Annotated in this window: 16 protein-coding genes; 12 read left to right on the forward strand and 4 right to left on the reverse strand. The window is 68.4% G+C overall.

All coding sequences use genetic code 11. The annotated features are described in order from the left end of the window. The first annotated feature begins 53 nt into the window (after window positions 1-53). The 5 genes from IAE60_RS17810 to IAE60_RS17830 are packed head-to-tail and all read left to right on the forward strand — an operon-like array spanning window position 54 to window position 4,774. Window positions 54-689, forward strand: coding sequence for a PepSY-associated TM helix domain-containing protein (locus IAE60_RS17810; protein WP_187573249.1), 636 nt, complete (start codon window positions 54-56; stop codon window positions 687-689). 28 nt (window positions 690-717) lie between these two features. After that, complete coding sequence (locus IAE60_RS17815; RefSeq protein WP_187573250.1) at window positions 718-1,248, forward strand: DUF2271 domain-containing protein; 531 nt, start codon at window positions 718-720, stop codon at window positions 1,246-1,248. Window positions 1,249-1,280: 32 nt separating this feature from the next. Beyond that, entirely contained in the window at window positions 1,281-2,093 is an 813-nt protein-coding gene (locus tag IAE60_RS17820) for a DUF4198 domain-containing protein (protein WP_187573251.1), read from the forward strand. Between the two features lie 45 nt (window positions 2,094-2,138). Further along, on the forward strand, window positions 2,139-3,131 hold the full coding sequence (locus IAE60_RS17825; RefSeq protein WP_244966607.1) for an FAD:protein FMN transferase: 993 nt from the start codon (window positions 2,139-2,141) through the stop codon (window positions 3,129-3,131). Continuing rightward, window positions 3,128-4,774, forward strand: coding sequence for a sulfite reductase subunit alpha (locus tag IAE60_RS17830; protein WP_187573252.1), 1,647 nt, complete (start codon window positions 3,128-3,130; stop codon window positions 4,772-4,774). Before IAE60_RS17825 ends, IAE60_RS17830 begins: the two co-directional genes overlap by 4 nt. A 10-nt stretch (window positions 4,775-4,784) precedes the next feature. Here IAE60_RS17830 and IAE60_RS17835 read toward each other — a convergent pair whose 3' ends face one another. Together IAE60_RS17835 and IAE60_RS17840 are read right to left on the reverse strand one after the other, a co-directional pair. After that, a complete protein-coding gene (locus IAE60_RS17835) occupies window positions 4,785-5,375 on the reverse strand; it encodes a HutD/Ves family protein (RefSeq protein ID WP_187573253.1) in 591 nt (196 codons plus the stop codon). Between the two features lie 282 nt (window positions 5,376-5,657). Beyond that, window positions 5,658-5,996, reverse strand: a complete 339-nt coding sequence (locus IAE60_RS17840) for a ComEA family DNA-binding protein (protein WP_187573254.1) — start codon at window positions 5,994-5,996, stop codon at window positions 5,658-5,660. Window positions 5,997-6,238: 242 nt separating this feature from the next. Between IAE60_RS17840 and IAE60_RS17845 the strand changes: the two genes are divergently transcribed. Together IAE60_RS17845 and IAE60_RS17850 are read left to right on the forward strand one after the other, a co-directional pair. Beyond that, window positions 6,239-7,729: a M20 family metallopeptidase gene (locus tag IAE60_RS17845; RefSeq protein WP_187573255.1), complete on the forward strand. Its 1,491-nt coding sequence runs from the start codon at window positions 6,239-6,241 to the stop codon at window positions 7,727-7,729. Window positions 7,730-7,947: 218 nt separating this feature from the next. Then, window positions 7,948-8,214 (forward strand): GlsB/YeaQ/YmgE family stress response membrane protein, encoded by a 267-nt coding sequence (locus tag IAE60_RS17850; RefSeq protein ID WP_162109673.1) that lies wholly within the window; start codon window positions 7,948-7,950, stop codon window positions 8,212-8,214. A gap of 67 nt (window positions 8,215-8,281) precedes the next feature. On the opposite strand, the gene IAE60_RS17855 is transcribed toward IAE60_RS17850, so the two are convergent. Next, on the reverse strand, window positions 8,282-9,688 hold the full coding sequence (locus IAE60_RS17855) for a mannose-1-phosphate guanylyltransferase/mannose-6-phosphate isomerase (RefSeq protein WP_187573256.1): 1,407 nt from the start codon (window positions 9,686-9,688) through the stop codon (window positions 8,282-8,284). A 72-nt stretch (window positions 9,689-9,760) separates the two neighbouring features. On the opposite strand from IAE60_RS17855, the gene IAE60_RS17860 reads away from it, so the two are divergent. Genes IAE60_RS17860 through IAE60_RS17880 form a run of 5 tightly spaced genes read left to right on the forward strand, consistent with a single transcriptional unit; the run spans window position 9,761 to window position 13,351 of the window. Further along, on the forward strand, window positions 9,761-10,777 hold the full coding sequence (locus IAE60_RS17860; RefSeq protein WP_187573257.1) for an aminoglycoside phosphotransferase family protein: 1,017 nt from the start codon (window positions 9,761-9,763) through the stop codon (window positions 10,775-10,777). Next, window positions 10,774-11,478: an N-acetylmuramate alpha-1-phosphate uridylyltransferase MurU gene (gene murU / locus IAE60_RS17865; protein WP_187573258.1), complete on the forward strand. Its 705-nt coding sequence runs from the start codon at window positions 10,774-10,776 to the stop codon at window positions 11,476-11,478. The genes IAE60_RS17860 and murU overlap by 4 nt, the downstream gene beginning before the upstream one ends. A 47-nt stretch (window positions 11,479-11,525) precedes the next feature. Continuing rightward, window positions 11,526-12,086, forward strand: coding sequence for an RNA polymerase sigma factor (locus IAE60_RS17870; RefSeq protein ID WP_187573259.1), 561 nt, complete (start codon window positions 11,526-11,528; stop codon window positions 12,084-12,086). Beyond that, window positions 12,076-12,465: a hypothetical protein gene (locus IAE60_RS17875; RefSeq protein WP_187573260.1), complete on the forward strand. Its 390-nt coding sequence runs from the start codon at window positions 12,076-12,078 to the stop codon at window positions 12,463-12,465. Before IAE60_RS17870 ends, IAE60_RS17875 begins: the two co-directional genes overlap by 11 nt. Window positions 12,466-12,475: 10 nt before the next feature. Further along, a complete protein-coding gene (locus IAE60_RS17880) occupies window positions 12,476-13,351 on the forward strand; it encodes a PDZ domain-containing protein (protein WP_187573261.1) in 876 nt (291 codons plus the stop codon). Between the two features lie 12 nt (window positions 13,352-13,363). Here IAE60_RS17880 and hda read toward each other — a convergent pair whose 3' ends face one another. Next, a complete protein-coding gene (gene hda / locus IAE60_RS17885) occupies window positions 13,364-14,059 on the reverse strand; it encodes a DnaA regulatory inactivator Hda (protein WP_187574802.1) in 696 nt (231 codons plus the stop codon). Window positions 14,060-14,066: the final 7 nt, after the last annotated feature.

The raw sequence follows: 14,066 nt of genomic DNA on the forward strand, positions 1-14,066 counted from the left end.
TATTCTCATCCATGATGTAATGGCCGCCTGTTCCTTCCGCCTTGAGAGTGCCGTTGTCCGCTCCCGTTTCCCCTGCCCTCCAGCAACAACGCCGCGGTTTCTGGCTGCGCACGTTGCATCAGTGGCACTGGATCAGTTCGGCCGTCTGCCTGATCGGGATGCTGCTGTTCGCCATTACGGGGATCACGCTAAACCACGCCGCGAAGATCGAAGCCTCGCCCGAGGTCACCCACCTTACCGCTACCCTTCCTGCACCCGTCGTCGCCATGCTGGGCGATCGACAGGAAGGCAATGCCCCCCTGCCTGCGGCCGTGGGCGATTGGCTGGAGCAGGAACTGTCGATATCGATCGGGAAACGACCGGCCGAGTGGTCGGACATGGAGCTCTATCTCTCGATGCCGGGCCCCGGCACCGACGCCTGGCTCAGCATCGATCGCGAAACGGGGGCGGTCGAGTACGAACGGACCCGCCGCGGCTGGATCTCCTATTTCAACGACCTCCACAAGGGCCGCAACGCCGGACCGGCGTGGGGATGGTTCCTGGACATCTTCGCCGTGGCGTGCCTGGTGTTCTGCATCACCGGCCTGTTCCTGCTCTACCTGCACGGGCGGCAGCGCCGCATGACCTGGCCGATGGTGGGCCTGGGCCTGCTGGTGCCGCTGCTGATCGCGCTGCTTTTCATCCATTGATCCCCTTCAACGAACCGCGAGTGACCGCATGTCGAAGATCGCCGTCCACACCACGCTGACCATCGCGCTCAGCGGCCTGCTGGCCACGCCCGCCTACGCCGCCACGCTCGACATCAATGTCGAGATCCCCAAGCTCAATGTGGCCGAGTACCACCGTCCTTACGTCGCCGTATGGATCGAAGGCGCCGACCAGAAGGTCGCCGCCAACCTGTCCGTCTGGTACCAGCAGACCAGCAATTCCGAAGGCCACGGCACCAAGTGGCTGCCCGATCTGCGCCAGTGGTGGCGCAAGTCCGGCCGCTCGCTGAAGGTGCCGGTGGATGGTGTGACCGGACCCACCAAGCCGGTCGGCAAGCACGCATTGAGCTTCAGCGACAAGCAGCATCTGGCCAAGCTGGCGCCCGGCCAGTACACGCTGGTCGTCGAGGCCGCGCGCGAAGTCGGTGGCCGTGAACTGCTGAAGATTCCTTTCACCTGGCCCGCCAAGAGCGCGCCGCAGTCGGGCAAGGCGCAGGGCGCCACCGAGCTGGGCGCCGTCACGCTGACGGTCAAGCCCTGATCTTTTTTTTCATCTATCCGCTGGAGATTCCGATGAAGCGTTCCCTCGCCGTAGCCATCGCCCTGGCCTCCGCCATCCCCGCTACCGCGCTGGCGCACAAGGCCTGGTTGCAGCCGTCGCAGACCGTCATCGCCGGCACCAATCCGTGGATCACGGTGGATGCGGCGGTGTCCAACGACCTGTTCTACTTCAACCACGTTCCCCTGCGCACGGAAGGCCTGGCCATCACCGCACCGGATGGCAGCGCGGTCGAGGCGCAGAACCTGGCCACGGGCAAGTACCGCACGGTGTTCGACGTCGAGCTGAAGCAGCAGGGCACCTACCGCATCGCCACGGTCAACAAGGGCCTGATGGTTCGCTGGGAAGGCGCCGACGGCAAGCCGGGCGGCCTGCGCGGCGCCAAACCGGAAGACCTGGCGACCAAGGTGCCGAAGGATGCGAAGAACCTGCAGGTGTCGCAGTCGATCGGCCGCATCGAGACCTTCGTGACCAACGGGGCGCCCAACGACACCGCGCTGAAGAGCACCGGGGAAGGCATCGAACTGCTGCCGGTGACGCATCCGAACGACCTGTTCGCGCGTGAAGCAGCCACCTTCCGGATACTGGTCGACGGCAAGCCGGCGGCCGGGCTGGAATTCGAGATCACCCGCGGCGGTACGCGTTATCGCAACGCGCAAGAAGAGATCAAGGTCACCACGGATGCCAACGGCGAGTTCAGCGTGACCTGGCCGGAAGCCGGCATGTACTGGCTGGAAACCGGCACGCAGGACGACAGGACCACCGTGCCGCAGGCCAAGCAGCGTCGCCTGAGCTATGTTGCCACGCTGGAAGTGCTGCCCCAGTAAGACGGAGCCACGCCGCCGGACGCAGTACCGGCGGCATGGATCGGCATGAACATCTCCCTTCCCTCCCCCTCTGCGCAGGCAGCGCCGGTGCATGCACTGCACGGGCAGACCATGGGTACGACCTGGTCCGTCCAGTACACCAGCCCGTCGCGCATCGATCCGCATGCATTGCACGACGCCATCCAGGCACGCCTGGACGGATTGGTCGCGCAGATGAGTACGTGGGAGGAGGATGCGGACATAATGCGCTTCAACCGCTGCGCCGCAGGCGAATGGTTCGTCCTGCGGGACGACATGCTGCAGGTGCTCACGGTGGCGCTCGACATCGCGTCACGCAGTGACGGCGCGTTCGACCCCACCGTGTCGCCGCTGGTGGCGGCATGGGGATTCGGTGCGCATGCGCACGGCCGGGGTCGCCCCACACCGGCGGCGCTGGTCGAAGCCCGCTCTCGCGTCGGCTGGCAGCACCTGCGGCTCGATGCCGCGCAGCGTCGCGTCCGCCAGCCGGGCGGTGTGATGCTGGACCTTTCGGCCATCGCCAAGGGCTACGGCGTGGATGTGGTGGCCGACGTGCTGCGGCGTCGCGGTATCGATGCCGGCCTGATCGAAGTCGGCGGCGAACTATATGGCTATGGCCGCAAGGCCGACGATCAACCATGGCGCGTGCTGGTGGAATCCTCACCGGATGAGGAAGCCGACAGCGAAGGCCTGGAACCGCGGGTACTGGCACTGGAGGGCATGGCCGTCGCCACCTCGGGCGACCGTTGGCATGCGTACGCGCAGGATGACCACCGCTACTCGCACACGATCGACCCGCGCAGCGGCGAGCCGGTGACCGATGCCGCTGCCGCGGTGACCGTGATCGCTGCCGATGCGATGCACGCCGATGCCTGGGCCACCGCCCTGACCGTCATGGGCACCGAAGAAGGCCCGGCTTTCGCGGCGCATCACGGCCTGGCGGCGCGCTTCCTGCAACGCACCGGCGAAGGCTTGCGGGAAACCATGACGCCAGCGTTCGAGCAGCACCTGGCGGCATGAGCACGGCAGGCCCTTCACCTCGGCACGGGAGTGCCGCCCTGGTTGGCAATGCGCTGGTGATGCTGTCGCTGGCCGCGTGCGCCTGGCTGTTCGCTGGCTTGCACGAGGGCGAGTGGTGGCAGGCCAGCCCGTCCCGTGCCCGCGTCTGCATCGCCGCCGCCGCCCTGCTGGCGTATGCCGGACTGGTGGCGGGCATCCTGGCCCGCGCGCGCAAGCGCGACACGTCGGGACAACCGGTGATGCTGGCCGGATCGGATGCGACGTGGGTGGTGCATGCCAGTCAGACCGGTTTCGCGATGGAGCTAGCCGACATGACCGCCGCGTCGCTTTGCCAGGGCGGCGTTGCGGTCCAGCGCGCGGGGCTGGAACGGCTGGATGCGGCGCGGCTGCAGGCTATCGGGCGCGCCGTGTTCGTCGTCAGCACCACCGGCGAAGGCGATCCACCCGACCCCGCGCTCGGCTTCGTCCGCCACGTGATGTCGCAGACACTCCCGCTGCACACGCTGCGCTACGCCGTCCTGGCCCTGGGCGATCGCGAATACGCGCAGTTCTGCGCCTTCGGCCACCAGCTCGATGACTGGCTGCGGCGACAGGGCGCGCAACCGCTGTTCGACCTGGTGGAAGTCGACAACGCCGACGACAGTGCCCTGCGCCACTGGCAGCACCATATCGGCCAGTTGGGCGACGGGTCCGATGCGCAGGACTGGTCCACGCCGCGGTACGAATCCTGGCGGTTACGCGATCGTGTCGAGCTGAATCCCGGCAGCATCGGTGGGCCCGTGTTCCACCTTTCCCTGACACCCGGATCCGGTTCGCTGCCCGACTGGGCCGCTGGCGACATCGCCGAGATCGGGCCGTGCCGCGCCATGGCCGAGGTTGACGAGGTCCTGCAGCGCACGGGCCTGGCGGGCGATGTTCCCGTGCAGTGGCAGGACCACACGCAACCGCTGGCGCAGGCACTTGTCCGGAGCCACTGGCCCGTCGCTGACCATGAGCTCTGGCGCGGAGATGCGCAGGCGCTCGCCGATGCCTGCACGCCCCTGCCGCACCGCGAATACTCCATTGCGTCCCTTCCCAGCGATGGCGCGCTGCACCTGCTGGTGCGCCTGATGCACCACGCGGACGGTACCGCCGGCCTGGGCAGCGGCTGGCTGTGCCGGCATGCGCAGCCGGGAGACGCCATCGCCCTGCGCATCCGCCGCAATCCCAATTTTCATCCGCCCGCCGCCGATGTACCGATGATCCTGATCGGCAACGGCACGGGCCTGGCGGGTCTGCGCGCCCACCTGAAAGCGCGGGCGCTGGCCGGCGCGACGCGCAACTGGCTACTGTTCGGCGAGCGCCAGCGCGCACACGACGCCTTCCTCGCCGACGAACTGGCGGCATGGCAGGCGCAAGGCCTGCTCCCACATCTCGACCTGACTTTCTCGCGCGATGGCGACGCCCACCGCTACGTCCAGCATGCGCTGGCGTCGCACGCGAACCGACTGCGGCAGTGGGTCGAAGAAGGCGCGGCGGTGTACGTCTGCGGAAGCCTGGCCGGCATGGCGCCCGACGTGGACGCCACGCTGCGCCGCATCCTGGGCGAGGACAAGATCGAAGCTCTGCGGACCGCCGGGCGCTATCGCCGCGACGTGTACTGACCTGTCGTCCTCAGCGGCCTTCGGCCTCAATGCGGATGGCCAACAGCTCACCACCACCGTGCAGGGCATGCCGCGTGCGCGTGTCGCCCCCGGTCAGAACGGCCGTATCGCCGCTGCACAGACCGTCAAGGCCGCTGGCCCCGTCGAGCGCCGCCTGTCCGGCGATCAGGTGGACGACCCAGTGCACGCCCGGCTCGGTGAAGAACAGCATCGGCCCCACCAGCGGACGATGCAGCAGTTCGGTACGGACCCGGCCACGCCGCCACATCAGGTTGAAATCGTGCGTCGTGCCGTCGACCAGCTCGCCCGTCACCCCGTCCTCGCCCGCGAACCGGTAGCGGTCGTGCGGCGGCATCAGATCGACCGTGCGTCCGTCTCCGAACCTCAGGCGCAGCCCGTTTCCGCGCAACAGCACCAGTTCGCGGTCGATGCCGGGAAACGATGAGAACGCCGCATCGCGTTCGATCTCGGCGATCGACAGCCGCCAGTCCCAGTCGTCGTTGTCGGGCACCCGCACGATTTCATGGGTCCAGCCCAAGCCATTCTTCCAGCGCACCCGCCGGTACTCGTTGGCGGGAATGACGCGCGATGATTCCGGCATGATGTTCCCCGGCAGTCCGTCGCGCGATTCTAGCCGGCGCACCGCCCTGCCGCGCCTGCCCACCCACAAACGACAACGCCCGGACGTGCATCCTGCGCGTCCGGGCGTTGGCGACATCCCTGTCGGTCTACCGCCGGCGAATCAGGTTGCAACCTGCTGCCGACCTGCGCGTCGTGCGCGATATGGATACGTCCCTGTCGGCATCCCGCCTGTTTCCCCCTGGCTTCCTGCCCCTGTGCCTGGCGCTCCACGTCCTGTGGAGACGCCCGGCACGGGAATCGATCAGCGCCGCGCGACCGGCTTGGTGGGCGCCGCGGTTGCGGCAGCCGGCTTGCGCGCCGGAGCGGCGCCTGTGCGCAGCTCGATGCGGTCGCGGTTCTGCTCGACGGTGCTCAGGCCGATGCCCTTCACCATGGCGAGCTCCTCGGCGCTCTTGAACGGGCCGTTGGCCTTGCGGTACTCGACGATCGCGGCCGCCTTCGACGGACCGACCCCGACCAGCACGCGATCCAGCGCGGCCGCGTCGGCGGTGTTGATGTTGACCTTCTCGGTGGCCAGCGCCTGCGCGGCGATCAGCAGCGACAGGACGGCGGCGAACACGGTGTGGACGAACGACTTCATGACGACTCTCCTTGTGGCGATGGACTGTCCCTGGACGGCGGACGCCTCTTGGCATCCGCCCTGTTGCCGCTGCAGGCCGATGACCTTGGCGGCAGGTTCAGTCTTGCGTTCCCACGGGCTTCAAGATATCGCCCGAGCACGGGGGAATCTGCCCGTAAACACCGCGCATGCATGTAGGAAAAGTCCTACCCCTTCCCAGGGCGTAGAATGAGCGCCTGTGCCTTTCAGTACCCGGAGTTGCCATGGACACCGCCAAAGCCGACCGCTACGTAGCCGAGAAATGGGATGACGACATCGTCCCGCAGCTGGTCGAGTACATCCGCATCCCCAACAAGTCGCCGATGTTCGACAAGGACTGGGTGGCCAACGGGTACATGGAACAGGCGGTCCAGCTGATGGAGCGCTGGGCGAAGGCGCAGTCGGTGCCGGGCATGCAGGTGGAAGTGGTGCGCCTTGAAGGCCGCACGCCGCTGATCTTCATCGAAATCCCGGCGACGGGACCCGAAACCGGCGCCGACACCGTGCTGCTGTACGGCCATCTGGACAAGCAGCCGGAGATGACCGGCTGGGACGATGACCTGGGCCCGTGGGTGCCGGTGATCAAGGGCGACAAGCTGTATGGCCGCGGCGGCGCCGACGACGGCTACGCGATCTTCGGCTCGCTGGCCGCCATCCAGGCACTGCAGCAGCAGGGCGTGCCGCATGCGCGCTGCGTGGTGCTGATCGAGGCCTGCGAGGAATCCGGCAGCTACGACCTGCCGGCCTACGTCGATCACCTTGCCGACCGCATCGGCAAGCCGTCGCTGGTCGTCTGCCTGGACTCCGGGTGCGGCAACTATGAGCAGCTGTGGTGCACCACGTCGCTGCGCGGTCTGGCCGGCGGCAACTTCACGGTCAAAGTGCTGGAGGAAGGCGTGCATTCCGGCGATGCGTCCGGCGTGGTGCCGTCCAGCTTCCGTCTGCTGCGCCAGCTGCTGTCGCGGCTGGAGGATGAGCGGACCGGCCGCATCCTGCCGGAAGGCCTGCAGGTCGAGATCCCGGCGGACCGTCTCGCCCAGGCCCAGGAAGCCGCGCACGTGCTGGACACGGCGGTGTTCGACAAGTTCCCGTTCCTGCCCGGCATGACCCCGATGGCCGAAGACCTGGCCGAGCTGGTGCTCAACCGCACGTGGCGCCCCGCGCTGTCGGTCACCGGGGTCGACGGCATGCCGCCGCTATCGTCCGCTGGCAACGTGCTGCGCCCCTACACGTCGGTGAAGCTGTCGCTGCGTCTGCCACCCACGCTGGATGGCAAACAGGCCGGCCAGCTACTGAAGGACCTGCTGGAAAAGGATGCGCCCAACGGTGCGCAGGTGAGACTGGAGCTCGAGAAGGCCAGCACCGGCTGGAATGCGCCGGCGATGTCGCCGTGGCTGGAAAACGCCATTGATGCATCCAGTCGCGAGTTCTTCGGCAAGCCGGCCATGTACATGGGCGAAGGTGGCACGATTCCCTTCATGGGCATGCTGGGCGAGAAGTTCCCCGGTGCGCAGTTCATGATCACCGGCGTGTTGGGTCCGCATTCCAATGCGCACGGCCCGAACGAATTCCTGCACATCCCGATGGGCAAGAAAGTCACCGCCTGCGTGGCGCGCGTGATCGCCGAACACCACGCGGCCAGTGTCCGTGGCGAGACCACCGGCGTGGCGGCGGTAGCCGGCGGCGAACAGCACGGCGATCACGGCTGCTGCTGATCCAGACAGGTCGTGCCACCTGCAGAAGGCCGGGGCGACCCGGCCTTCGTGCATTCCGGCCTCATGCTCAAGCCGGCTCCTGAAGGCCTGATTCACTTGCCCCGGGTCGGCTCCTCCGCCATGAATCTCTCTGAGAGCCATGCCGGCCGCTGCCCGCAGCGCGGGCAGCTGGGTTACGCTGAGCATCGCCCCCACACCTTCCCAACCGGAGCGTTTCGATGGAACAGATCTTTGGCGGCGGCATCCTGTGGACCCTGCTCATCGGCTTCCTGGCCGGCCTGCTGGCGCGTGCGCTGAAACCCGGCGACGACAAGCTGGGCTTCTTCATGACCATCGTGCTGGGCATCCTGGGCGCACTGCTGGCGCGCTTCATCGGCGGGACGCTCGGCTGGTACAGCCCCGGCGAACCGACGGGATTCATCGCCTCGGTGATCGGCGCCATCGTGCTGCTGCTGATCTACGGCATGGTCCGCAAGAAGAAGTGACATCCCGGAAGGAACGAAGGCCCCGCTCACGCGGGGCCTTTTCTTTTTGCACCCGCAGGCGCCACGGTCATTGACTCCGGCCGTACACATCCTCGAACCGCACGATGTCGTCCTCGCCCAGGTAGCTGCCGGACTGCACTTCGATCAGCTCCAGCGGCACCTTGCCCGGATTCTCCAGGCGATGCTTCACGCCCAGCGGGATGTAGGTGCTTTCGTTTTCCGACAGCAGCAGGGTTTCATCGCCGCGCGTCACCTTCGCGGTGCCGCTGACCACGATCCAGTGCTCGGCGCGGTGATGGTGCATCTGCAGGCTGAGCGCCGCGCCCGGCTTGACCTTGATGCGCTTGACCTGGTGGCGGCCTCCGTTGTCGACCGAATCGTAGCTGCCCCACGGACGGTGCACTTCGCGATGCAGGACGGCCTGGCTGCGCTGCTCCTGCTTCAGCCGCGCGACCACCTGCTTGACCTCCTGCACCTTGTCCTTGCGCGCGACCAGCACGGCGTCGTCCGTCTCCACGACCACGATGTCGTCCACGCCCACCAGCGCCACCAGTCGCTGCGCGTAGGCGTAACTGTTGCGGCTGTCGACCGCGATCACGTCGCCGTGGTGCGCATTGCCATCGGCATCGCGCTCGGCCACGTCCCACAGCGCGGACCAGCTGCCGACATCGTTCCAGCCGATGTCCACCGGCAGCACCATCGCATCGGCGGTTTTCTCCATCACCGCGTAGTCGATGGAGTCCGACGGACACGCACTGAAGGCGTCCTTGTCCAGGCGCACGAAATCGCCATCGTGCCGCGCGGCCGCATGCGCCGCGCGCACGGCATCGACGATATCGGGACGGAAGCGCGCGAGTTCTTCGAGGTAGCGGCTGGCGCGGAACAGGAACATCCCACTGTTCCAGTAATAGCCGCCTGCATCCAGATAGGACCGGGCCGTAGCGGCATCGGGCTTCTCGACGAAGCGCAGGACCTGGCGCAGGCCGTCGCCGGCTTCGGCCTGGATGTAACCGAAGCCCGTTTCCGGTGCATCGGGCACGATGCCGAAGGTCACCAGCGCACCGGCCTCCGCCGCGGACGACGCCTCGCGCACGGCGCGCTGGAAGCCGGCGACGTCGCGGACGACGTGGTCCGACGGCAGCACCAGCAGCAGCGGATCGGCGCCGCCCGCCATCGCCTGCAGGGCCGCAGCGGCAATCGCAGGCGCCGTGTTGCGACCCACCGGCTCCAGCAGGATCGCCGGTACCGGCGCGCCCACCTGGCGCAACTGTTCGGCGACCAGGAAGCGGTGCTCCTCGTTCGCCACCACGATCGGCGCCAGATCGGCCAGCGCTTCCACGCGGCGCCACGTGGCCTGCACCATGGTGTCGTCGCCGGCAAGCGGCAGGAACTGCTTGGGGTAGGCCTCGCGGGAGAGCGGCCACAGGCGCGTGCCGGAGCCGCCGGACAGCAGCACGGGTTGGAGTTGGGCCATGCAAGCCTCGCAAGTCGGTAGGGCGCCAGTTTACCCTGTAGCCCTTTGACGCCTGTGCCCGCCCCCGACCGCATGAACCCTACGATTCAGGACCCTTCCGGGCGTGGCGCCCAACGCCTGGAGTGGGCGCGCGGCGCGCTCGGCGACCCCTACGCACAACTGGAACGCGCGTCGATGGACGCCGGCTTCCGCAGCTACTGGCGCAGCCTGGGCGATGGTCCCGGACGCATCGTGATGGACTCGCCTCCGGGCCTGGAGGATGTCCGTCCCTGGCTGTCCATGCGCGAACTGCTGGTGGGCGGCGATGTGCGCGTACCGGAGGTGCTCGCCATCGACATCGAGCACGGCTTCCTGCTGCTGGAGGACCTGGGCGGTCCGACCCTGGCGCATGTGATCAGCGATGACAACGCGGACACCTGGTTCGATGCCGCGGTGGAGCAGTTGCTGCGGCTGCAGGCGATCGCCCCGCCCGCCGGCATGGGGGAGTTCGGCGAAGCGCTGCTGCAGCGCGATGCCGGCCTGTTCGACGAATGGTTCCTGCGTCGCCATCTGGGACTGGTGCTGGACTGCGGCGAGAGCGAGGGACTGGAGCTGGCCCAACGCCGGTTGATGGACAATGCGCTGGGACAGGCGCGCGTGCTGACGCATCGGGATTTCATGCCCCGCAACCTGATGCCGGTGACGCCGGGGCCGGCGGTGCTGGATTTCCAGGATTGCGTACGCGGCCCGATCACCTACGACGCGATGAGCCTGTTCAAGGATGCGTTCCTGAGCTGGCCGCTGGAACGCGTCGACGGCTGGCTGGCCCGCTATCACGCCCGTGCGACGCGCGCCGGACTGCCGGTGCCCGAGCTGAAGGTGTTCCTGCGCGACGCCGACTGGATGGGCATCCAGCGCCACCTGAAGATCCTCGGCATCTTCTCGCGCCTGCACTACCGCGACGGCAAGACGCGCTACCTGCCCGACGTGCCGCGCTTCATCCGCTACCTGGACGAGGTCCTGCCGCGCTATCCGGAACTGGATGGCCTGCGGACGCTGCTCGACGCGCGCATCAAACCGGTGCTGCAGGCGCGGGGCGAGATCGCATGAAGGCGCTGATCTTCGCGGCCGGCCTGGGCGAGCGCATGCGCCCCCTGACCGACCACACGCCCAAACCGCTCATCGAAGCCGGCGGCAAGCCCCTGATCGTCTGGCACCTGGAAAAGCTGGCGGCGATGGGCGTGCAGGACGTGGTGATCAACACCAGCTGGCTGGCCGACCGCTTCCCGGTGGTGCTGGGCGATGGCGCGCGCTGGGGCCTGCGGATCCAGTATCTCTACGAAGGCGACACGCCCCTGGAAACCGGCGGCGGCATGCTCAACGCCCTGGCATGGCTGGGCGAAGCACCGTTCCTGCTGGTCAATGGCGACATCTGGACCGATCTCGATTTCAACCAGCTGCCGCGCGAGCCGCAGGGTCTCGCGCATCTTGTGATGATCGATCCGCCCGGCTACGCCACCCATGGCGATTTCGCACTGGACCTTGCCGGGCATGTCCGCGGCGACGGTGAGCGCCGCCTTACCTACGCGGGTATCGGCGTCTACCGCCCGGCCCTGCTGGACGGTTGGGCTCAGCATGTGGACGACCACGCCAGCATCGCCGGGAACGGAAAGCCGCGCTTCCGCCTGGCGCCGATCCTGCGCGCGCACATGCCTGCGGGTCGGATCCATGGCGAACATCACGCTGGCCGATGGACCGATGTCGGCACGCCGGAACGCCTGGCCGACCTGAACCGCGAGCTGTCGCGCTGACGTTGCGGCCTGCGACGGAAGACCTCGGCGGCGCGTAGTGTGGGGCTATGGATGCTCCTGCCCACCCCCCCGATCCCGACGCCGAAGCCGAGCAGCTTCGACGGGCCCGCAGGGGCGACGGCGCTGCATTCGAAGCGCTGTACCACGACCACGCGCGCGCGGTGCATGCGCTGGCGTTCCGGCTGACGGGCAACGCGGCGGAAGCCGAGGACATCGTGCAGGAGACCTTCCTGCGGATGTTCGGCTTCCTGTCCGGGCTGCGCGAAAACACGCCGTTGCGGCCGTGGCTGAAGCGCGTGGCGGCCAATCTGGCGATCGACCGCCTGCGCCGGCAGCAGCACCCCGGCACCGACATGGCGCTTGCCGCGCTGGCCGATACCGCTTCCGCCTCGCCAGCCGACGCCGCCGATGCCGACAGCCTGTTGCGACGCCTGCCGCCGCTCGCCCGTACTGTCGTATGGCTGCACGAAATGGAGGGCTGGTCGCATGAGGACCTGGGCCGCCGCTTCGGACGCACCGCCAGCTGGTCCAAGTCGCTGATGTCGCGTTCGCTGGCGCGCCTGCGCCAGGACCTCGACCCCCATGGAGACGCTCCCCATGACGCCTGAATCCCTCCACGCGCGCCTGGCCGCACTCCCGGAGCCGGATCTGCCGCCCACGCTGTGGCCGCGCGTCCGGCATGCGCGCACGCGGCAACGCGAACGCCACAGGCGGTTCGCCGCCGGCGCCATGACCGCGTTGGTACTGGCGGCCTTGCCGATGGTCTACACGCGTCTCTTCCCGCCTGCCGCGCCCGTACCCGAGCGCCTGGCGGTGGTTCCGCGCGCGCCGCTGCACGAGGAGCCGCTGCGCGCCGTCGACCGCGAGCTGCAGCACGCCTACGAGCGCGGCGCCAGCGAGCAGGAACTGCAGTGGCTCTGGCAACGGCGTGAGGCGCTGGCGCGCGGCGGCGCTGCTCCTTCCCTGCCCCAACCGGTAGAAATCTGAGGTGGATGTCGTGAATACCTTCCGTTCCGTTACGCACACCCTGATCGCCGCCGCATGGGCGACCGGCCTTGCGACCAGCGCGCACGCGCAGTCGACGCGCGAACTCGACGCCGCCCTGCTGCAGATGTCGGAACGCGGGGATCTCAAGGACACCGGCGCTCCGCAGGTGATCCAGAAACCCGCCCAGGTCCGCTACGAACTGGGCGCCGTCGTCGACGTGCGCGCGGCGCAGCGCAACGGCCTTCCCGTGCTGGCGCTGACACCCGATGGACCCGCCGCGCGCCTGGGACTGAAGGCCGGCGACCGGCTGGTGGCGCTGAACGGCGTACGCCTGGACGGCACCGCGCCGCCGGCACCGCTGCTGGAGCAGGCCATGCAGCGCGGTGCGGGCCGGGTGAGCGCCGAGATCCTGCGCGGCACTACGCCCCTGAAGCTCGAGGGAGCGGCCGGCGTGGTGGCCGTGCCCGCCTACCGCATCGAGATCGGCCCCGAAACCCGGGGCGCCTGCGGATTCGTCACCGCGCACGCCGGCACCGTTCCCAAGAGCGAGGGCATCTTCCGCGCCGACATCACGACCATCGACGGACGCAGCACGCCGCTGCAGCCGGTGAACCGGCACCGGCTGCCCGTCGGCCGCCACGTCCTGGTGGTGCGCGAATTCATCGACCGGCACCGCCTGAACTCCGCGCAGCTGCTGCAGATCGACAAGATGAAGCGCTTCGCGATGGCCAAGGCGTACAAGCCGCTGGTGGTCGACGTGAAGCCGAACACCAGCTATCGCATCGGCGCGCGCCTTCTGCGCGACAGGCTGGACACCCAGAGCCTGCGCGACAATGCCTACTGGGAGCCGGTGGTGTGGGAGGAGGTCCCGGAAACCTGCCCCTGATGCCGCGGGGCCTCAGCCCGCGGCGCCGAGCGTCTGCCGCAGGAAGGGCACGGTGATCCGGCGCTGTGCCGCCAGCGAGGCACGGTCCAGCCGGTCGAGCAGCGCGACCAATGCGCCCAGGTCGCGGTCGGTGCGCGTGAGCAGCCAGTCGAGTGCGGCCTCTTCCAGTATCAGGCCACGCCGTTGAGCGCGGTCGCGCAGCACGTCGCGGCGCCCTGCATCGTCGAGGGGATGCAGCATGAAGCGCAGGCATTGCTGCAGGCGCGAGCGCAGGTCCGGCAGCACCAGGCCGATGTCGTCGGGAATGCTGCGCGCGGTGTAGAGCACATTCAGTCCCGAACCGCGCGCCCGGTTGTGGAAGTCGAACAGCGCGACTTCGTCTTCCCGTGCGCCGGCGATCGCGTCCAGGCCATCCACCGCAACCACGTCATGGCCTTCCAGGGCATCGAGCGCCTCGCGCATTCGTCCTGCCGCCGCGATGGCCGGCAGATAGGCAGCCCGCCGCCCCTGTTGCTCGGCGGCCGCGCAGACGGCCAGCGCCAGGTGGGTCTTGCCGGTCCGCGACGCGCCGGCCAGGTACACCCAGTCCGCGCCCGTCCCTGCAGCCAGCCACGACAGGGCCGCCAACGCGCCGTCCGGCGGCGCGATGAAGCTTTCGAAGCGCTGGTCCGGCGGATAGCGCAGCGCCAGGGGCAGTTGCGGCCCCAGCCCGGCT

The sequence above is a fragment of the Pseudoxanthomonas mexicana genome (assembly GCF_014397415.1).
GTDB classification, from domain to species: Bacteria; Pseudomonadota; Gammaproteobacteria; order Xanthomonadales; family Xanthomonadaceae; genus Pseudoxanthomonas_A; species Pseudoxanthomonas_A mexicana.